This window comes from Brevibacillus sp. AF8 (genome assembly GCF_021270385.1).
Taxonomy (GTDB): Bacteria; Bacillota; Bacilli; order Brevibacillales; family Brevibacillaceae; genus Brevibacillus.
The window spans coordinates 124,038-142,868 of record NZ_JAGQDN010000005.1 but is presented as its reverse complement, the minus strand read 5'-3'; the positions used below and the strand labels follow the sequence as shown (position 1 = coordinate 142,868).

At 44.0% G+C, this 18,831-nt stretch carries 20 protein-coding genes; 8 read left to right on the top strand and 12 right to left on the bottom strand.

Annotated elements, in window-relative coordinates:
* Window positions 1-81: 81 nt before the first annotated feature.
* Window positions 82-1,377 carry a hydroxylamine reductase gene (gene hcp / locus KB186_RS10015; RefSeq protein ID WP_232773519.1) on the top strand — a complete coding sequence of 432 codons (1,296 nt, stop codon included), beginning with the start codon at window positions 82-84 and terminating at the stop codon, window positions 1,375-1,377.
* A 120-nt stretch (window positions 1,378-1,497) separates the two neighbouring features.
* Here hcp and KB186_RS10010 read toward each other — a convergent pair whose 3' ends face one another.
* The 4 genes from KB186_RS10010 to KB186_RS09995 all read right to left on the bottom strand — a co-directional run bounded on the left by KB186_RS10010 (window position 1,498) and on the right by KB186_RS09995 (window position 4,373).
* Window positions 1,498-1,866: a hypothetical protein gene (locus KB186_RS10010; RefSeq protein ID WP_173610091.1), complete on the bottom strand. Its 369-nt coding sequence runs from the start codon at window positions 1,864-1,866 to the stop codon at window positions 1,498-1,500.
* 142 nt (window positions 1,867-2,008) lie between these two features.
* Window positions 2,009-3,073: a hypothetical protein gene (locus KB186_RS10005; protein WP_232773518.1), complete on the bottom strand. Its 1,065-nt coding sequence runs from the start codon at window positions 3,071-3,073 to the stop codon at window positions 2,009-2,011.
* Complete coding sequence (locus KB186_RS10000) at window positions 3,063-3,638, bottom strand: sigma-70 family RNA polymerase sigma factor (protein ID WP_173610089.1); 576 nt, start codon at window positions 3,636-3,638, stop codon at window positions 3,063-3,065. The genes KB186_RS10005 and KB186_RS10000 overlap by 11 nt, the downstream gene beginning before the upstream one ends.
* Before the next feature lie 141 nt (window positions 3,639-3,779).
* The gene (locus KB186_RS09995; protein WP_232773517.1) at window positions 3,780-4,373 is read right to left on the bottom strand and encodes a YdeI/OmpD-associated family protein; all 594 of its coding nucleotides are present in this window, start codon (window positions 4,371-4,373) and stop codon (window positions 3,780-3,782) included.
* Window positions 4,374-4,593: 220 nt separating this feature from the next.
* Here KB186_RS09995 and KB186_RS09990 point away from each other — a divergent pair, with 220 nt between their 5' ends.
* The gene (locus tag KB186_RS09990; RefSeq protein ID WP_232773516.1) at window positions 4,594-6,411 is read left to right on the top strand and encodes an APC family permease; all 1,818 of its coding nucleotides are present in this window, start codon (window positions 4,594-4,596) and stop codon (window positions 6,409-6,411) included.
* Between the two features lie 64 nt (window positions 6,412-6,475).
* Here the strand turns inward: KB186_RS09990 and KB186_RS09985 are convergent, their stop codons facing one another.
* Complete coding sequence (locus tag KB186_RS09985; protein ID WP_232773515.1) at window positions 6,476-8,299, bottom strand: FG-GAP-like repeat-containing protein; 1,824 nt, start codon at window positions 8,297-8,299, stop codon at window positions 6,476-6,478.
* A 265-nt stretch (window positions 8,300-8,564) separates the two neighbouring features.
* Between KB186_RS09985 and KB186_RS09980 the strand changes: the two genes are divergently transcribed.
* From KB186_RS09980 to KB186_RS09965, 4 genes are all read left to right on the top strand, one after another.
* The gene (locus KB186_RS09980; RefSeq protein WP_232773514.1) at window positions 8,565-9,410 is read left to right on the top strand and encodes a discoidin domain-containing protein; all 846 of its coding nucleotides are present in this window, start codon (window positions 8,565-8,567) and stop codon (window positions 9,408-9,410) included.
* A 295-nt stretch (window positions 9,411-9,705) separates the two neighbouring features.
* The gene (locus KB186_RS09975; RefSeq protein WP_229088154.1) at window positions 9,706-10,557 is read left to right on the top strand and encodes a discoidin domain-containing protein; all 852 of its coding nucleotides are present in this window, start codon (window positions 9,706-9,708) and stop codon (window positions 10,555-10,557) included.
* A gap of 957 nt (window positions 10,558-11,514) precedes the next feature.
* Entirely contained in the window at window positions 11,515-11,799 is a 285-nt protein-coding gene (locus KB186_RS09970) for a DUF4183 domain-containing protein (RefSeq protein ID WP_221867906.1), read from the top strand.
* Window positions 11,800-11,938: 139 nt separating this feature from the next.
* The gene (locus KB186_RS09965) at window positions 11,939-12,364 is read left to right on the top strand and encodes a DUF4183 domain-containing protein (protein ID WP_370646664.1); all 426 of its coding nucleotides are present in this window, start codon (window positions 11,939-11,941) and stop codon (window positions 12,362-12,364) included.
* 203 nt (window positions 12,365-12,567) lie between these two features.
* On the opposite strand, the gene KB186_RS09960 is transcribed toward KB186_RS09965, so the two are convergent.
* The 5 genes from KB186_RS09960 to KB186_RS09940 all read right to left on the bottom strand — a co-directional run bounded on the left by KB186_RS09960 (window position 12,568) and on the right by KB186_RS09940 (window position 16,269).
* On the bottom strand, window positions 12,568-12,861 hold the full coding sequence (locus tag KB186_RS09960) for a WGxxGxxG family protein (protein ID WP_173610084.1): 294 nt from the start codon (window positions 12,859-12,861) through the stop codon (window positions 12,568-12,570).
* Window positions 12,862-13,236: 375 nt separating this feature from the next.
* Complete coding sequence (locus KB186_RS09955) at window positions 13,237-13,833, bottom strand: sulfite oxidase-like oxidoreductase (protein ID WP_047074928.1); 597 nt, start codon at window positions 13,831-13,833, stop codon at window positions 13,237-13,239.
* A 36-nt stretch (window positions 13,834-13,869) separates the two neighbouring features.
* A complete protein-coding gene (locus KB186_RS09950) occupies window positions 13,870-14,301 on the bottom strand; it encodes a CoA-binding protein (protein WP_173610083.1) in 432 nt (143 codons plus the stop codon).
* A gap of 47 nt (window positions 14,302-14,348) precedes the next feature.
* On the bottom strand, window positions 14,349-15,845 hold the full coding sequence (locus KB186_RS09945) for a leucyl aminopeptidase (protein ID WP_173610082.1): 1,497 nt from the start codon (window positions 15,843-15,845) through the stop codon (window positions 14,349-14,351).
* Between the two features lie 49 nt (window positions 15,846-15,894).
* Complete coding sequence (locus KB186_RS09940) at window positions 15,895-16,269, bottom strand: DUF309 domain-containing protein (protein WP_017251328.1); 375 nt, start codon at window positions 16,267-16,269, stop codon at window positions 15,895-15,897.
* A gap of 153 nt (window positions 16,270-16,422) precedes the next feature.
* Between KB186_RS09940 and KB186_RS09935 the strand changes: the two genes are divergently transcribed.
* Together KB186_RS09935 and KB186_RS09930 are read left to right on the top strand one after the other, a co-directional pair.
* Window positions 16,423-16,899 carry a divergent PAP2 family protein gene (locus KB186_RS09935; RefSeq protein ID WP_015892987.1) on the top strand — a complete coding sequence of 159 codons (477 nt, stop codon included), beginning with the start codon at window positions 16,423-16,425 and terminating at the stop codon, window positions 16,897-16,899.
* 12 nt (window positions 16,900-16,911) lie between these two features.
* Window positions 16,912-17,682: a cobalamin-binding protein gene (locus KB186_RS09930; protein ID WP_232773513.1), complete on the top strand. Its 771-nt coding sequence runs from the start codon at window positions 16,912-16,914 to the stop codon at window positions 17,680-17,682.
* A 90-nt stretch (window positions 17,683-17,772) separates the two neighbouring features.
* Here the strand turns inward: KB186_RS09930 and KB186_RS09925 are convergent, their stop codons facing one another.
* Window positions 17,773-18,408: a 3D domain-containing protein gene (locus KB186_RS09925; RefSeq protein WP_173610080.1), complete on the bottom strand. Its 636-nt coding sequence runs from the start codon at window positions 18,406-18,408 to the stop codon at window positions 17,773-17,775.
* Between the two features lie 159 nt (window positions 18,409-18,567).
* Window positions 18,568-18,828 (bottom strand): YuiB family protein, encoded by a 261-nt coding sequence (locus KB186_RS09920; protein WP_017251331.1) that lies wholly within the window; start codon window positions 18,826-18,828, stop codon window positions 18,568-18,570.
* Between the last annotated feature and the right edge of the window lie 3 nt (window positions 18,829-18,831).

The window sequence follows — 18,831 nt, the reverse complement described above, 5'->3', positions numbered from 1 at the left end:
GTTGTGATTTTAATCACAGCTCCTTCCAGGCAATCCGCTTATAATCAAAGCGAAATCTTGAATCGAAGGAGTGAATTATACATGTTTTGTTATCAATGTGAACAGACTCCATCAGGTGGTTGTAAGGTCATCGGCGTTTGCGGAAAGAATGAAGATCTTGCGAGTATTCAGGATACAATTATTTTTGCTTTAAAAGGAATTGCAGCTTATGCCACACATGCTCGACAACTGGGATATATCGATCCTGAAGTGGATGGGATTACACAGGAAGCTCTTTATTTTACATTGACGAATGTGAATTTTAACTTGAATGAACATTTGCAAATGGCTATGAAAGTAGGGAAAGCCGCGATAAAAGTCATGGAGCTTTTGGATCGGGCCCATACAGATCATTTCGGAGTGCCACAGCCAATCACCGTCTCGCAAAATAAAATAGAAGGAAAATGCATCGTTGTTACGGGACACAATCTGTTTGCTCTCGAAGAGCTGTTAAAACAGACAGAGGGCAAAGGAATCAATGTGTATACACATTCCGAAATGCTGCCTGCACATGGCTATCCCGCACTGAAGAAATATCCTCATTTGAAAGGGAACATCGGGAAAGCATGGTACGATCAACGCCAGTTGTTTGAGAAATTTCCAGGCGCCATCCTGGCTACAACAAACTGTGTGATGCCTATTCGAGGCAGCTACGCTGATCGTTTCTTTTCGTATGATATAACCGGTTTGGAAAATGTGACGAAAATTGTAGAAAACGATTTTGCACCGCTCATTGAAAAAGCATTGTCTCTTCCTGAGGTTTCCATCGAATCGGAACTGACATTGACGACCGGGTATCATCACAAAACGGTCCTCGGTATTGCCCCTGAAATTATTCAGGCAGTCAAGGAAGGAAAGATCAAACGCTTCTTCGTCATCGCTGGTTGTGACGCTCCTGGCAAGGGAGGCGAGTATTACCGTGAATTGGCTACGTCCTTACCGCCAGAAACAGTCATTCTTACGACCTCCTGCGGAAAATTCCGTTTTAACGATGTAGATTTCGGCACCGTGCCAGGTACCGACATCCCACGATATATCGATTTGGGACAGTGCAATAACTCGGTTTCTACCATTACGATTGCGGCTGCATTAGCCGATGCCTTCGAGTGTGAAGTGAACGAGTTGCCGGTAAGTATCGTTCTTTCCTGGTTTGAACAAAAAGCGGTTGCCATTCTGCTTGGTCTGTTTAGCCTGGGGATACAGGATATACGGATCGGTCCAAAATTGCCTGAGTTCATTCAACCGGGTGTTCTGCAAGTATTGCAAGACTTGTTCCATATTCAGTTGATTGGCGATGCCCAAGAAGATATGAAGCAAATGCTCGGAATCACGCAATAAGCTATCACCTGTGGCCACAAATCACAAAAGGAGGCACCTTCTTCTAACAGGAAGGTGCCTCACTCTTATGGAATTTAAAAAAAGGCCCTATCCATCGGTAGATAAGACCCTCCTATTTCCTTACAGCGGCAAATTCGTAACAGCCGTCCATGTTCCCACTTCTCCTGCCCGCACAGATGGGGGCTTCATTCGAACCGTTCCTCGTAATACATAATGTCGCAACCCAAGTGTTGGCTCGTCTTTGTAAGCAAAGGTGCCAACAAAATTGGCATAAGGTGATTCAATCGTGATTTGCCTGGACCTCTCATCCCAACTTCCTTGTATGGGAATCGGAGTACCACGGAAATTAACGGTTCCACTGACCCTGCCATTTACGACATTGGAAATCATCAATGTGCCCAACGTAGTGGGTCTTCCACCGAAGCTCGCTTGAATTTCCCATGTTGAGGGGTACGGCAAACTGACCCGAGTCGTCTGTCCAATTGCCACGGTCGACCTCTCCTTTCGATTGACTTAAGCGCGAAGTCAAAATAGTACGTTACAGTATACGTAGCCATGATGAATCTTCCCGTAGGCGGAAGCACAACTTTATTTTTGACGAAAAAAGAGACGGTTCCCCGCCTCTTCTCTATTACTTCCATTCTGTTTCCGTTTTGTGTTCAATTATGGGTATGATTTTTTGTTCACTGCTTTTTATCATTTGTTTCAGTAATTCATCGCTGATCGTTACTTTATTTTTTCCGTCTTGAAGTTGTCCTTCAGCCATTGTTCTTCCAATCACATCGATCACTTGTTGTCTCGAGACATTTTTAGATGCTGCAATCTCAACAACAGTTTTCCCTTTGGCTAGTTCTTCTTTTAACTCTGTCGCGCTCATTTTTAGTAAAGCAAGCAGTTTTTCATCGTTTAAAATGGAATCAGCGCTATAATCAGGCTTACCATTCAAAGAGAAAAAGCCCTCTACTTTATTGTTTGATGGTTCAAAATCTACTCGAGCAAGACTAATTGTATTCCCCTGAACAAATACTTGGTAACCCTCTCCCTCTGATCCCTTCTTGGTGTAATTCAAAATAAATGTTTTTTCATCTGGATTCTCCATTTGCTCCATGGCAACCTCGTAATCTTTGATGTTGCCGTACAATTTATCAATAAGCTGATCTACCTTCCCCTTGATTTCCTGATCGGGTAAAGTAATGAGCGGTTTCTCCTTAGGCTCCCAATTCTCTTGCGTCAGGTCTTGAATCTCATCCGTAATACCGTTTGTATGGAGGGTAATCTTTTTGCCAGTTCCGCCTTTTTCCTGAAGGACGATGCTTAGTTGGACCTTTTTGGTTGAATCATTGGGGTCTCCAAGGTAGCTTGCTTTCATAATCTCAAACGATTTCGTTTCGGGAATGGCCAGATACAGCTTCTCAAGTGTCGCTTTTCCAGCCTCATCCAGCTTGACTTGTTCAGAAGTCATTGGTGCTCGAGTAAGCATGTCAATTACAACAGGGGCCGCAAATGCTGCGGTTGGAATCAAAATCGCAGCAGCAACAATTCCACCAATCAAGCGTTTTTTCATCGTTATTTCACTCCTTTTTCGTTGCAAATAGTGAGAATAGGATTGTTCGATTCGTTTGGAAATGGCCGGCGGGCACTCCATCGTTTCTGCCTCTTCGTGCAGATGTTCACGGATTTTGCGTTCAATAGTCATTGATCTTTTCCATCCTTTCCAGGGGGAGATTCCCTAAGTATTTTCGAAGCGCCTGGAGGCCAGCATGATATCTGGACTTGACTGTACCTAGCGGAATATCGAGCAAAGTCGCAATTTCCTCAAGAGTATAGTCGTGATAAAAGCGAAAGATAATCACTGCCCGCTGTTTGTCGGTCAGCTTTCGTATGGACTGGGATATCATTTGGTTTGTGGCATCCATCAACGCGGTATGTTCATCCCAATAAGACTCTTCGTGGGAGAAGGCACGGATGCGTTCAAATATGCGGAATCTCCTCCAGCTCTTGACCCGAAATCTCTGTACTTGACGGATTACCAGGCCATGCAGCCAGAACTGGAAAGGGCGGTTCGTATCGTAATTTGGAAGTGAGGTCCACATTTGCATATAAATTTCATTCATGACATCTTCCCGATCCTGCTTGTGATCCACCAGAAAGGAGACGGTCCGGTACACGTCCTGAAAAGTGGCATCATACATCGTATGAAACGCCTGTTGATCACCCTCTTTCATTTGTATAAGTAATTGGTACATCTCTTCATTTTTCATTCAGAGGGCCCTCCTGAGTAAGCAGCTTACACCCTATATTGTCTCTCGATCGGAAAAAGGTTCGGTTTTCTTACTATTTTTTTTGCAAAAGGCAACGACCTGTATGGCGAAGCACGAAAAAGAGGCGGTAGTTTCCGCCTCTTAATCATTTAATCCCTTTCCCTCGAGAATTTGCTGCATACATTTTTCAACCCTTGCCTCGCGCGTTTTGGCTTGTTTGGGTGCTGAAAAATAGAGAAGGTAGGCTCTTTGCCGTCCCGGAGTCAATGCTTCAAAAGCAGTTTTCAAGGCAGGCATTTCATCCAATTTATTTTGAAATTCTTCAGGAATGCTGTATTCTTCATGCTTTTTAAAGTTCACTTCCAAACCGGCTTTTTCAACTTCAACGGCTTCTTGAATATAGGCCTTCAAAATAGATTCCATTTCCATGATTTCTTCCACATTGGTGAACCGGATCTGGCGGGCAGCCTGTACATTCTCCGTTTGTTGAATGAGAATCCCGTGTGGATCTTTTAACAAGGCACCTTTTTGAAACAGTAGTGCACAATATTCTTTAAATCCATGTATTAAAACGATGTTTTTTTTCTCAAACGTGTAACAGGGATGCATCCACTTAAAATCTTCGGTCAGCTCACAGTCAAGCACAATACTTCTCAACTTCTCGTATTCTGCCTTCCACTTTTTTGCCTTGCTTAAAAATTCATCAACCTTCGGATTCGTTTTACTTGTTGTCATCAGGAACACCCCTCATCTAGTTGGTGTCATGTCAATTTTTAGTTTTGACATTATGGTATTTGAATTATTCGATCATCAAGTATACAAGTTCCTTCTTCCTATAGAAAAAGCATATAGCGAAAGGACAAGAACCGTTTTGCGCCGAGTCATTGATTATGGTTGAGTAATTTTATTGCGGGAGAGGGAAAACTAACGGGAAATGGCAGATAGGGGAATACACATGATCTCAGAATTCAAGCGATTTTTACTCGGTAGACCTATGAAATCAAGTGAACTTGCTGCAGAAAAGTTAAATAAAGTAAAAGCTTTGGCGGTTCTTTCATCTGATGCTCTATCTTCTGTCGCTTACGGAACAGAACAGATTCTCCTCGTGTTAATTACTCTGGGTGCAGTAGCAATGTGGTACTCAATTCCCATTTCCATTGCGGTTGTTGGTCTGTTAACCATCCTCATTATGTCTTACCGCCAAACCATCTTTGCTTATACAACTGGTGGTGGAGCATACATTGTCGCAAAGGACAATTTAGGAACCACTACGGGACTGGTTGCTGGTGGCTCGTTGCTCGTGGACTACATTCTAACGGTTGCTGTTAGTACTTCTGCTTCTACAGACGCTATTACTTCGGCATTCCCAGTCCTACATGAACATCGCGTTCTTATTGCTCTGTTCATGATTGCTATCGTAACGGTATTAAATTTACGTGGAATCACAGAATCGGCAACGATTTTAATGTATCCGGTTTATTTGTTTGTTGTCGCAATTCTCGTCTTAATTATTAGCGGCGGATATCAATGGATGGTGGGAAATGTTCAAGCTCATCCCCCAGAATATGGGGCGGTTGTTCCAGGAATAACTTTATTCCTTCTATTGAGAGCATTTAGTTCAGGGTGTTCGGCATTAACAGGGGTAGAAGCCGTATCCAATGCCATTCCCAACTTTCGGGACCCCGCACCGAAAAATGCTGCATTAACGCTTATCATGATGGGACTTATCCTCGGAGTTATGTTCATGGGCATTAGCCTTTTGGCTTATTTGTATGGTATTTCACCGACTCCAAAGGAAACAGTAGTATCTCAAATTGCTTCTACAGTTTTTGGACGAGGAATTATGTATTACGCGATTCAGGCTGTTACAGCGCTTATTTTATTCCTGGCGGCTAATACCGCTTTTGCAGCCTTTCCTTTACTCGCCTTTATGTTAGCCAAGGACAGATTCATGCCAAATATGTTCATGGTTCGAGGAGATCGTCTTGGGTTTTCAAACGGGATTATTTTCTTGGCCATTCTTTCAGCACTATTAGTGATTGCGTTTAAAGGAGAAACGGAAAACTTAATCCCTTTATATGCGCTTGGTGTTTTTATCCCGTTTACCTTGTCACAAGCAGGAATGATGAAACGCTGGATTTCCAAAAAGCCCCGTGGATGGTTCACACCTTTTGTTATTAATACGTTAGGAATGCTAACGACCCTTACGATTTGCCTGATCTTTTTCATTACAAAACTCTCGCAGGTATGGCCGATTTTTGTGTTCCTTCCTATCGTCATTTTCATTTTTAGGAAGATAAATCAGCATTATAGAGATTTGGCAAATGAGCTACGACTTGATATGGAAACAGACAAACCCGAACCCAAAGGGAGTGTCATCGTTATTCCTGTGGCGGGGATTTCGCAGGTGGTGAAAAACACCATTAGTTATGCGCAATCCTTGTCAGACGACATTGTCGCAGTCTACATCGGGTTCAATGATGAAGACATGAAAAAAATGGAGGAAAAATGGGAGATCTGGAATCCCGGAGTACGTTTGATTGTCTTGCGTTCCCATTATCGCAGTATTATAAGACCTTTGTTTAAGTTTATAGACACGGTTGAGTGGAAAAAAGCAGAAACGGATCATGTTACCGTCATGATACCGCAGTTTATTACCAAGCGCTGGTGGCATAACTTACTTCATAACCAAACGAGTTTATTAATCCGGGCATATTTATTCGCCCGCCAAGATGTAAAAATTGCTACGGTTCCATACCGATTAAAGAAATGAAGCAGGATCCAGTAAGCCATAAACAACGAAGAAAACCCGTCCCTTTGTAAGGAGACGGGTTCCATCATTTTTTACCTTGATCATCACGACTGTTATTTAGATCCAGTATGAGCCTAAAATTAGATTGAATGACTACCCAATCATACACTTTTTTTACGCGAATGATTTCTGGCTGAATACTATTCGAGACTCCAGAAGTGACGGTAACCACAAAGCTGCAAGAGGCCGTATTTCCTGACTGATCCCTTGCTGTACAGGTGAGCATCGTCATCCCTACAGGAAAGTCCATGGTAAAAGTGGCAACTGCAATTGGGGCAGGAGGGGAAAAAGGCCGTGTCATCCCATGGCAAGTAATTGAGGTTACCCCACAAGTATCAGTGGCAGTGACTTCATAGGTAACAGTAGCGGAGGTTTGCCCAGGTAAAACAGGGACTGTGATATCCTCAGGGCAAGTGATGGTTGGAGGTTCGTCAATCACCGTGATGGTAAAGGAACATGCTTCCGTATTCCCAAATATATCTTGTGCCGTACAGGTGACAACAGTATCTCCCACTGGAAAAAGCGAGCCAGAAGGCGGAGAACAGGTAACAGTGACTCCGGGGCAGGTCGCAACAGGTGTTGGATAGTTTACAATAGGGCAAGGTACTACCATGTCAGGTGGGCAGGTTGGTGGCTGCACGCAGCCATTGAGCAAAACAGAAACATTGCTCGAATCCTCGTTTGCAGTAGCGATGTCAATTCTTCCGTCTTCGTTAAAATCAGCTACTGTAATGCTGAGCGGACCTGCTCCTGTAGGGAACTGAAAGGGAGTCGAGAACCCTCCTGACCCGTTGTTTATGAGAATAGAAACGTTATCAGAACCTGCATTTGGGGTAGCCAAATCAATGACTCCATCACAATTAAAGTCAGCTGCTGTTATATCAAAAGGAAACGCATCAGTACCCAAGGAAAAGGGACTTCCTGCTGCTTCTGTAAAAGAACCTAATCCATTGTTTAGAAAAACGGTTACATTACTCGTTGCGTTATTTGCGACAGCAATATCAATAAACCCATCACCATTTAAGTCAGCAGATACAAGGCTACTGGGGGATGAGCCGCCGGGAAGTACAGAGAAACTCACTCCAGGAGTTTGAAACGTACCGTTTCCATTCCCTCTAAAAACTGTTACATCATTGGTGTCTCGATTGGCAGTGGCCAGATCAAGGTTGCCATCTCCATTAAAGTCAGCCGCTACAATATCAGTTGGGGCCAATCCTGGGTTTGTGTCAAAAGGACTCCCTGGAGCCATACTAAATACACCTGATCCATCATTCAACAAGACAGTAATAAAACTAGTTCCTGCAAGTTGGCCCCTATTTGCTATAGCCAAGTCCAAACCGTTCACACCATCAAAGTCACCTACAGCAATCGCAAAAGATTCGGAAACAGCAGGAAATACACCGGTACTATAGGCTACAGGTGCAGCAAAAGTGCCGTCCCCCATATTTAAAAGGATAAAAACCCGGTTATTGGAGGATTGATCTGTAACAGCCAAATCGATAGAACCATCTCCATTTAAATCAGCTGCTACAATTTGACCTAGTAAAGACCCGGGAAACAAAGTACTGAAGGGGATCGTTTGTGACACGGAAAATACGCCGGACCCATTGTTCAGAAGAATAGAAACATCATTGGACCCACTGTCCACTACGGCCAAATCGATGCGACCGTCTTTGTTAAAATCGGCAGAAGTAATGCTGGAAGGAGATGTTCCTCCCGTATTATATTCGACTGCGGGCTGAAAAAACGGGCAGGCCAAATTGGATTCACCCTTTCTTACAGGAATACAGGCAGTCATTCCTGATCGAAATGCTTCACTCAAAACATAAATACAGGTTAAAAAATGCATGTGATGTATACATTGCAAATGTCTTTGATCATGATATGGCTGCTTAGGTGTGAATGTGAATCTGCTCTTCTTGTATGGTCAATCCCAAGCAAACCCGTTCCCTTAAAACAGGGACGGGTTTGCTATTTTTTGAACATGTAATGAATTTTTTAACCGATTATTCCTTTGATTTGAATTTATTCCTTTTACTGTTTTGCTCAATTTAACGAACTGTAATATATTTCTATGTGAAATTATCCATATTTAACAGTTCAAGGAGGTTTTTATGAATTTTGTAAAAAGAAGATGGAAAGGTACTCGAAATGTTTTAGCACTGGTTTTAATGTTAGGCATTATTTTTTCTGGTCATAGTTTCGTACAAGCGGCAGATGATGAGTATACAGATAACGTAATTCCCGTTATGACTGGGGAAACTACACCTTCTGGTCATGCTTCTTCTACCTCCAAACTTTGGGATGCTTTTTATCCATGGAAAGCCTTTGACGGTAATCCTAATACAGCTTGGTATGCTACTGTACTTCCTGGAGCACTAGAATATGAGTTTCCAACTCCCCAAAAAATCGAAAAGTACTCCATTACTTATTGGAATGAGAATACTGCGCCAGCAAATTGGACTTTTGAGGGCTGGGATGGTACAGATTGGGTTCAACTCGATAAGCAAGTAAACATCAAAAATTGGTATACTATCCCATCCAAAAAGCAAGAATTCTCATTTAGTAACGATAACTCCTATATTAAGTACCGCCTCAACATTACAGCATCTGTATTTGCCCAAGGTAACGCTAGCATTATTGCTGAACTGGAGATGTTTGAGAAGAACAATTCTGGTACTGATCCAGGTACTGATCCAGGTACTGATCCAGATCCAGAACCAACTGGGGACAATGCACTTCTTGTTATTAAAATGATCAGTGGACTTGAGAAAGAATTTGATTTAACTGCATCCGAAGTAAAGGACTTCATCGACTGGTATAATGGCCGTGCAGACGGACGTGGCAAAGAAACATATATGTTCGATAAGGATTTTAACAAGGGGCCATTTACTTCTAGAAAAGATTATGTAGCATTTAGCAAGATTCAATCCTTTGAAGTGATGGAATATACTAAATAACGCGATGAGGCCCCCCTAAAAATAAGGAGGCCTCTCCACTTTTTACCCAATCAATCCCAAGCAAACCTCTGCTCTTTCTACGGGGCACCGTGCATATACTTGTGTAACCATTAAGTGATTATTAAACAATCAAACCCGTCTCCTTAAAACAGGGACTGGTTTTTACTTTTGAACTCTATAAGAACATCTTAGCTTACTGTTCCTTTATTCCTTTTACTATTTTGCCCAAATCATCTAATTGTATATATATCACCAAGTTGAATTATCCATTTTTTAACAGTTCAAGGAGGATCTTATGATTTTTGTAAAGACGTGCAGTAAGCTTATTGTATGTATGGGTCTAATCACTGCCATTTTATTTGCTGGTCAAAGCATTGGTCATGCGGAAGATCATTATACCAATGATTTAGTTCCTAAGATGACGAGTAATAATTCACCAAGCGGTGTAGTACGTTCAAGTAGTATATGGAGCGTGAACAACCACCAACCTTTTAATGTTTTTAATGATTCAGATGCAGACTATGGTTGGTCTAGTGCTCAAAGTACGCTTTATGGATGGGTTTCATATGAGTTCTCTGCTCCAACTAAGATTCAAAAGTATACGATAAAGCCTCGGGTTAATAATACTGATAACCTATTGGAACTCCCTACAGATTGGACTTTCGAGGGTAGGAATGGCACAGATTGGATAATTTTAGATACACGTTCTAACATTAAAGATTGGGTAATGGGTCAAAAAAAGGAATTCACTTTTGATAACGACACTGAGTATCTCGAATATCGCATAAACGTAACAAAGAACAACGGTTCCTCCAAATTTGTCACAATTGGAGAAATGGAAATGATGGCAAAAATTAGTGAATCACCAGAACCAGAGCCCAATCCTGAGCCTAACCCTGAACCTAATCCAACCGGCGACAAAGCTCTACTAGTTATTAAAATGATCAGTGGTCTCGAGAAAGAATTTGAGCTAACTGCACCCGAAGTACAGGACTTCATCGACTGGTACAATGGCCGTGCAGACGGACGTGGCAAAGAAACATATATGTTCGATAAGGACTTTAACAAGGGGCCATTTACTTCTAGAAAAGATTATGTCGCTTTCAGCAAGATTCAATCCTTTGAAGTTATGGAATATATCAAATAATACGCCGAGGCACCTCCTGTAAAACAGGAAGGTGCCTCGCAATTTTATGACGCTTGTTGATGCTGATGGAAAACGAGATAGTGGCTTGAATCCTCCGTGGCAACGGGTTTCCACTATCTCAGCCGGGGGTGCCCTGAGTGAATAGGGGGACGTTCACGGGTCTCCCTTCGGCCGCGAAGAAAATTAAAAAAGCGGACGCCCGTAGAATTCAGACGTCCGCTATCTGCCTAAAGGCCAATGTCTACCTAATTGGGGTCTTATCCAAAAAAAGGATGGGTTATTTTGTAGCCAGCTAAAATAACCCCTTGTTTCACGAAGGATTATACACTTCACACTTTATGGTTTCGTTTCAATGATATCATTGGTGCATTTTCCTAAGCGAATCGATGGCTTGATGTAACATTATTAGAGCCAATACAATATAGGAAAATACTTCCTTTTGATTCTTATATTTTTTAAAAATTAATAATGATACAAGCAATAAAAACACCAAGGTGCATAGGACAAATATGATGGCTACCATATTGACTCACCATCCTTTTTTAAGTATTAGCCTTTATCCTTCCTAAAATAATTATAATCTAAGAACGTGACGCAGAAAAACTACTTAACTGCGGATCGTTTAACTTTGAATTAATTAGTGATTTCAACCCGTAAGGAGTAAATATTTTCCTCCCCATTACCAAATCCTACACTTCCATTTACCGATTATTTTTTACTCACTGAAAGCACCGAAAGTGGTGTCACGAAGTGTAAGCTCAATGCAACCTCTGCTCTTTCCATGAATCACCGTACATATCTTTGTGAAACGATTAAGAAGTTAGTAACCAAGAAAACCCGTCTCCTTAAAATAGGTTTCCTAAAAGGGTGTTTGTACGGTTCGGGAAGAAAACATTACGCATTAAATAAAAAGTGTAAGGTTTTTCCTTACATTACCATTTTTTAGGAGTTGGTTGAATGCCGATTACCAAACCATTTATGACGTCGCTCAGGTTCACTTCGACGATGGGGGCTGGAACAGGGACTGGAGCAACATTTGCCATTGCGGCAACATCATTTACGAATGATGCAGGTGCTGCTGCTACAGCATTCCCTGGTTCGTTTGCTTTTTACAATCTCTACATCAATGGGGTACTTCAGTCAGGGAACACTTCCACTGTCACAACAACGGCGATTACAATTCCCGACGGTGATGTCGAAAACGGCGGAACACCATTGATCGTAGAATTCGTCATCAACTGACAACCAGAAAGTAAATAAGAATTTCCCCAGGAGAGGATACACGCCTGGGGAATATTCCATAAAAGAGTAACATGTCAAGAACATGTTGTAGCCTCAGATTCTTGTACATCTTCATTACTATGAGAAAGGGCTGGAGACCATGCAGCAAAAAACCAGTAAAAGAATAGTAGTGACTCGATCTAATAATCTGAGCACCTGTTACCCAGTAATGCCGCCACTCGGGTGCCCTGATATTTTTCCCGGGCAACCTTGCCCGACCTGTCCACCCTGTCTTCCCTGCCCGCCGTGCCCCTGTACGCCTGGACTGCTAACGACAGTAATTTCTCAATACACAACTTTTTCAGATGGTCAAAAAAATGTATATACAAATGCCGACGCCTCCCTACAATTTAGTACTTCCGGAATTCTCGACCCCGGTACCGTATCGATTATCAATCTTTTTATCAACGGCATACTCCAGCCTTCAAATACGTATGTAGTCCAGCCGGGCGTCTTGATGCTTAGTGATGTCCCGTTCCAAGGTGTACCTATAATCCTTCAATTTATTCAAATCTCCAATTCCTAATAAACGTGTCTTACATACGGGTAAGGGACTACGAGTACGCTTGGAAGCCTTTCATCTGAGGGGATGGACGGTATCATTTTTCCTTTTAATTGGGACGAAACAAAATATTCCGAGTAGTTACAAGAATCACTTATGTAACTATTTATAGATTATTAATTAAACAAACCCGTCTCCTCAAAATAGGGACGGGTTGTTGATTTTGGTTACTTCTGTGGATTTCGTTCTCTATTTCTTCCCCTCAAACCAAAAAGACCAGCTAATCCAAGCAACCCTATCCATTCCCAGTCTGAATCAGTGTCTACTGCTGTCGTTCTGTACGTGTTGTTATTAATACCCGTGTTAGCGGGTGCCCCATTTCCTGTAACGCCTACACCTGTATTTGGGGTGTTTGTTCCTCCTGTGTTCCCTGCACCTGTACCACCAGTCTCAGCAAATGCAGTTAAACTCATTGTTACAGTTAACATTAAAGCTAACATAATTACTCTCAACTTTTTCACTTGAAGAACCCCCTTGCTGTATTGTCAATCTGAGAATAATTTTTCAGACCGTCGCATTTTTGTTTGCAGGCCTGAAGTGGAACCATGATGTTACTTTGCTCTTAATACGATAATCTTATCCAAAGCAACACTATGCAGACGGAATGAAATCTACAGCTACTTCCTGAAGATAATCGGAAGTAGTAAAATCGCTTGTTACCATGGATTTCTCCACGGGGGAAGGCTATGTTAATTTTGTAATCTTGAAATTGATTTATTGTCCTAAAACTTGAATGGGTATGATTTTGCGCTTTTGCCGAAGTGTAAACTTGTGTCGCTAAGACTAAGCCCATGAAAACAAAAAAGAGGCGGATAATCACCGCCTCTTTTCCCCAATCAATCCCAAGCAAACCTCTGCTCTTTCCAAGGATCTCCATACATATTATACCCATTCTTCTCCCAAAACCCTTGCTTGTCTTTCTCCATAAACTCAATCCCACGCACCCACTTGGCGCTTTTCCAGAAGTAGAGATGCGGGATAACAAAACGCAGCGGCCAGCCGTGCTCTGGGGTCAAATCCTCGCCGTTATGTTTCGTAGCGAACAGGTTGCCGCTTTTCATGAAGTCAACAAGCGGAATGTTCACCGTCCATCCGTGCTCGGCGTGCAGCATGACGTACTTCGCTTCCGGCTTCACCTTAACCAGCTTCAGAACTTCCTCGACCGGAATACCTTCCCATTCATTATCCAGCTTGCTCCAGCCTGTAACGCAATGAATATCGTTGGTCGTGCCGCCTTTTGGCAAAGCCATCATTTGTTCGTAGGTCAGTGTTACTTCTTCTTCGACGAGACCGAAAAGACGAAAGCTCCACTCGGTGGACAGGTCTGTATATTCAGGAACCTCCCCGTAGTGCAGGACAGGAAAACCTGTCGTCTGCTTCTGATTAGGGGGAATACGGTCGCGTTTGGTGTCTGATGATGGATTAATAAACATGTTGTTTCCACTCCCCTCGCTGATCAGTGTTCTCGATTATTTCCCAACCCGCAGCAAGGCGTGATCTACCTTGATGCACATGTCCTGCACAACCTCAATGCCTTGATCGGCAACCAATTTAGCCGCTTCTTCGTTGGCAATGCCTTGTTGCATCCAGAACACTTTTGGCTTGTTCTGCATTTTCAATGCATCCTCGGCAACAGGCATCATGTCTTCGCTGCGACGGAACACATCGACGATGTCGACTGGCTGATCGATTTCAGACAGGCTGGCAACCACTTTTTCACCCAAAACCGTTTCACCCGCGATGACAGGATTGACCGGAATGATCTTGTAGCCCGCGTTCTGCATGGCTTGCGATACCATATAGCTGGTGCGGTCCGGCTTGTTGGACAGACCTACTACTGCGATCGTTTTTGCATCCTCCAGCAGTTGACGGCGTACTTCATTGCTTGGATTTTGTGCCATGTGAAAACACTCCTCTTTTATATTGAAATGAAATATTGAACTACCTTTTATTCACTACGGCTGGAAACAAACTCAACAACGGTGCGGGTCATCGCTCCGGTACCGCCAGCTGGTTGCATGTCGCCAGCACTTGCTGTGTACGCCGTACCCGCGATGTCCAGATGTACCCATGGTGTGTCGCCAACGAATTCTTGCAGGAAAACACCGCCGATGATGCCGTGGCCATAACGTCCACCAGAGTTTTTCAAATCGGCAAAACGGCTCTTGTTCAGGCTGCGGTACTCATCGAAGGTCGGGAGTTGCCACAAACGCTCACCCGCCACGTCTGCTGCGTTCATCAGCTCATCCAACAGTGCTTTGTCGTTGGTCATGGCGCCAGAGCAGAAATGACCGAGTGCGACCACGATACCACCTGTCAAGGTAGCAGCATCCACCAGGCAAGACACTCCTTGCTCTTTTGCATAGGTGATGCAATCAGCCAGTACGAGACGACCTTCTGCATCTGTCGTAATGATCTCTACCGTTTTGCCGCTCATGGTTGTGATGACATCGCCCGGACGGAATGCCGTTCCGGATGGCATGTTTTCCACGGTACCGACGACAGCCAGTACGTTTACTTTTGGTTTAATCTGTCCCAGTGCCTCCAATGCGCCGATCATCGTTGCCGCTCCACCCATGTCCGACTTCATGTCTTCCATGCCTGCTACTGGTTTGATGGAGATCCCACCTGTATCAAATGTCACGCCTTTACCGACCAAGCCAATGACATCGTCCCACGTGTCTCTTCCTTGATATTTGACTGCGACTACATAAGGCTCAAGCTCGCTGCCTTTTGCTACAGAGAGCACTCCGCCCATCCCCAGCTCTTCCAGCTTCGCTTTCTCCATTACTTCCACAGTCATGCCATGTCGCTCTGCTACCTCGACCATCGCATCCTTCAAAGCGCGTGGAGTCAAGTAGTTGGCTGGTTCATTGACGAGTGTACGAGCCAGATTCGTCCCGGATACGAGCGCTGAACCACGTGCAACACCTGCCTGTACCAATGAAGCATCGGCATCTGCTGCCAAAATTTGCACCGTCGCAATTGGGTCAAACTCACGCTTTGCCTTTTGACGGTAGCCCTCGTAGTTGTATTCGGCAAGGCCAAAGGCTTCTGTCACTGCCTGTGCCAAACGATCAGCACTCAGATGCTCTGTTGTAGGCAAATCAATCACCACTGTTTTGCCGTTGCCTTTTCCCACAACCGTTTTGGCTGCACGTCCCCATGCATTTCGGGCTGCGACGAAATCAAATTTTCCTGGTTCACCCATCCCGACGATCACCAGTTTTTTTGCAGCTACGCTGTTCATTCCGTGGACAACCGTAATTTCCTTCGCCTCACCTGTTACTTCTTTGTCCTGCTGCAAGCCACTCAGACTGCCACCAAAAGCTTCGTCCAATTCCGGGTATACTTGCGAAATTTCCTCGCCCTTCCATAGCGGGACAATCAGCTCATCACATGAGATATTCACAAGCTGTATGCGTTTTTCTACTGCTACTTTCATATACTCTTCCCTCTTTCTGTGTGGTAGGATACAATATGGGCACATTTGTTTAACACGATGTGTCGACATATAAGCGCAAGGGTGGAAACGTCATGGCTTTTGCCTCTGTGTAAGAAATGACATCCTTTTCCGGCAACAATTTCTCGCATTCATCTATGTAGCGAAGAACTCTTGTTACGTCTAGTCCCCAATGAACTGGCTGGTAACGAGTCAAATACTTTCGTGCATTGCCTAACATCCAGCGAGCACCTTTTATATTGCCGTACTCTTGGTGATACAGTCCGACTGACAATTGCAGCAATCCTTGCAAAAACTTGTCTGACTTGTCTTCCATCCAGATGTCTTCCAACAGATCGTGGCATTCGTAGTATTCTCCATCATTGAATTTTTCAATGAACTGTAAATACTGCTCGGGATACCCCATGGATGCATGCCTCCGTTTCGAACCTTCCGTCTTCATGGTAACACAGATTGGCAGTGACTTTACATCCAAACAAAAACTTCACGGATTAAGACAACGCCCTTCTGTTACAATAATCCTAGAGATAAGCGCACAGTAGAAAGGAATGGATTTTCCGTGGCGGATTTTTTTGAAAACTTCCCCTTATGGGCAGCACTGCTTGCCATAGGGATCGCCCAATTTATTAAAATTCCCCTCCATTTTTTCGCAACGAAAACGTGGCAATGGTCACTGCTCATGAGTACAGGCGGTATGCCCAGCTCTCACTCTTCTGCCGTGACAGCATTATCGACAGCCGTGGGACTGCGTGAGGGCTTTGGCAGCAACATGTTCGCTATTTCCGCCATTCTCGGTGTGATTGTGATGTTTGATGCCGCAGGTGTCCGCCGCCATGCCGGTATGCAAGCCGTTGTCTTAAATAAGCTGGTCGATGAATTCAACCATCTGTTAGAAGGAATGAAATCATTAAAAGTACGTCCTAGCCAGGAAAAAGCGAAAAAATTGAAAGAACTGCTCGGTCATCAACCAATCGAGGTATTAATCGGCGGTTGGTTAGGCGTCATGATTGCGTTATTGCTCCATCCGTTTTTTTAAAGGAGGGCTCCCATGCGCATTGTTTCCATCTGTCCCAGCAATACCGAAATCCTGTATTATTTAGGCCTGCATGAGCATGTCGTCGGATTGGATGATCACTCTGACTGGCCGCAGGAGTGGCAGCATCTCCCCCGGGTTGGACCCGATTTGACAATCGATATGGACCGGGTCGCTGCCCTCCAGCCGGATCTGGTCGTAGCGTCGCTCTCTGTTCCTGGCATGGAGAATAATATAGAAGCTCTGCGCAACAGAGATATTCCTCATATCATCCTGAATCCTTCCCGGATCGGGGAAATCGCTCATGATATCCGACTCGTCGGTGAGGCGACAGGAACACAGAGGCAAGCCGAGCAGCTTGCGATCCAATTTGACGAAACCATTGAAAGCATCCGACAAAAGGCAGCGACATACACTCAACGCCCCAAACTGTACTGGGAATGGTGGCCGAATCCCATTTACACACCCGGTCAGGAAAACTGGTTGACGGATGTCAGTGAAATTGCGGGTGCCGTCAATATTTTTGCAGACTATCCTGTCGCAAACGTCAAGGCTACGCGGGAAATGGTCATGGAACGTAATCCGGATCATATTTGCGTCGTCTGGTGCGGAATTGAATTGAAGCGAATCAAGTCTGGCATGATCACAAACCGCCCAGAGTGGATCAACATGACCGCGATTCGAAACAATCAGGTCCACTTGTTGGAGGAAGGCCTCTATTGCCGCCCTTCTCCTCGCATTTTGGAAGGACTGGAGAAGCTGGTTGATTTGATTCATACAAAATGACACAAAAAACGTTCAAAGCCTGTGCCTTGAACGTTTTTTCTTTTTTTCTTCCATGCCACCTATGCGGCATCCATTCGTTTTCGTTACTTGCTATTCAATTTGTTGTTGACCGCTGACGGGTTCCGCCATGGCTGCGATTCCTTTTTCATTCAAGCTATTCAGAAAAGCTTCCGTTACTTTGCCTTCACCTTTTTTTACGATATACACATCCACCGATTTTTTCCCCCATTGCGAGAATACGTCCTGCTTGGTCTCGAAATACAGGTCAATCTTGTGGCCGCGAATCGCTCCACCCTTGTCAGCTACGACGCCATATCCGTAACCTGGGATGTACAAAATGGTCCCCAGCGGGAAAACGCGCAAATCAGCTGCAATCGTGGAATAGTCGTCTCTCCGTACTTTCACACCTGAATAGGTAATGCCATAGGACGGGTGAGATGGATTTTTGCCCGTCGACTCGTATCCTGCATAGTAGCCTGTCGCTACTACACGTACTTTTGGATATTGTTCGTGAAATACATCCGCTTTATCAATCACTTGAGTAAGAGAACTGGCAGATACCGTCCGTTTTTTGACGACACGTTGCCCCTCTTTCGTTTCCTTGATTCCAAAAGTGGATGAGACACCGTAGTCTCCCACAACATTATAGCTGTATCCATCGCTTGCGAAGGCCGTCAAGACCAGGATGAACAGCGCGATGATACTTACGAACTGCTTTCCATTCATTTCTTGGTAAACCTCCTCTCGTTTCTAGTCATGTCCCGACGAGGAGGAAAGTATACACAAATTTTGGTTGATTACAGAAATATTCAGTTAGTTGCCCATTTTTCCAATCAAATGCCAAAAGAAAAACAGGCCCGAAACAAAGGCCTGCTTGTACTTGTTTTAAAACATCCGATATCCTTTTTTGCGAAGCGTTTGAATGGTCCAGCCACTCGCCACTGTACCTGCCATGCCGCAGCCGAGAATGAGTGAATCCCAAATTCCCGGAACGATTTGTTGATAGACAAGTGCACCTACGACTACACCAACCCCGATCACAACTGGAAACCATGTTGTTTTCAAAATCATGTTTAAAATAAACCCAATGCCAAACCCTAGCACGGAGAACAGAACAATGGATACCATAAATTGCATCAAGTTCATCGA

What these genes read in the sequence shown, in the direction of transcription:
- hcp (WP_232773519.1), top strand. Translation starts at nt 82, where the DNA reads ATGTTTTGTTATCAATGTGAACAGACTCCATCAGGTGGTTGTAAGGTC.
- KB186_RS10005 (WP_232773518.1), bottom strand. Translation starts at nt 3,073, where the DNA reads ATGACTATTGAACGCAAAATCCGTGAACATCTGCACGAAGAGGCAGAA.
- KB186_RS10000 (WP_173610089.1), bottom strand. Translation starts at nt 3,638, where the DNA reads ATGAAAAATGAAGAGATGTACCAATTACTTATACAAATGAAAGAGGGT.
- KB186_RS09995 (WP_232773517.1), bottom strand. Translation starts at nt 4,373, where the DNA reads ATGACAACAAGTAAAACGAATCCGAAGGTTGATGAATTTTTAAGCAAG.
- KB186_RS09990 (WP_232773516.1), top strand. Translation starts at nt 4,594, where the DNA reads ATGATCTCAGAATTCAAGCGATTTTTACTCGGTAGACCTATGAAATCA.
- KB186_RS09985 (WP_232773515.1), bottom strand. Translation starts at nt 8,299, where the DNA reads ATGCATTTTTTAACCTGTATTTATGTTTTGAGTGAAGCATTTCGATCA.
- KB186_RS09980 (WP_232773514.1), top strand. Translation starts at nt 8,565, where the DNA reads ATGAATTTTGTAAAAAGAAGATGGAAAGGTACTCGAAATGTTTTAGCA.
- KB186_RS09975 (WP_229088154.1), top strand. Translation starts at nt 9,706, where the DNA reads ATGATTTTTGTAAAGACGTGCAGTAAGCTTATTGTATGTATGGGTCTA.
- KB186_RS09970 (WP_221867906.1), top strand. Translation starts at nt 11,515, where the DNA reads ATGCCGATTACCAAACCATTTATGACGTCGCTCAGGTTCACTTCGACG.
- KB186_RS09965 (WP_370646664.1), top strand. Translation starts at nt 11,939, where the DNA reads ATGCAGCAAAAAACCAGTAAAAGAATAGTAGTGACTCGATCTAATAAT.
- KB186_RS09955 (WP_047074928.1), bottom strand. Translation starts at nt 13,833, where the DNA reads ATGTTTATTAATCCATCATCAGACACCAAACGCGACCGTATTCCCCCT.
- KB186_RS09950 (WP_173610083.1), bottom strand. Translation starts at nt 14,301, where the DNA reads ATGGCACAAAATCCAAGCAATGAAGTACGCCGTCAACTGCTGGAGGAT.
- KB186_RS09945 (WP_173610082.1), bottom strand. Translation starts at nt 15,845, where the DNA reads ATGAAAGTAGCAGTAGAAAAACGCATACAGCTTGTGAATATCTCATGT.
- KB186_RS09940 (WP_017251328.1), bottom strand. Translation starts at nt 16,269, where the DNA reads ATGGGGTATCCCGAGCAGTATTTACAGTTCATTGAAAAATTCAATGAT.
- KB186_RS09930 (WP_232773513.1), top strand. Translation starts at nt 16,912, where the DNA reads ATGCGCATTGTTTCCATCTGTCCCAGCAATACCGAAATCCTGTATTAT.
- KB186_RS09925 (WP_173610080.1), bottom strand. Translation starts at nt 18,408, where the DNA reads ATGAATGGAAAGCAGTTCGTAAGTATCATCGCGCTGTTCATCCTGGTC.
- KB186_RS09920 (WP_017251331.1), bottom strand. Translation starts at nt 18,828, where the DNA reads ATGAACTTGATGCAATTTATGGTATCCATTGTTCTGTTCTCCGTGCTA.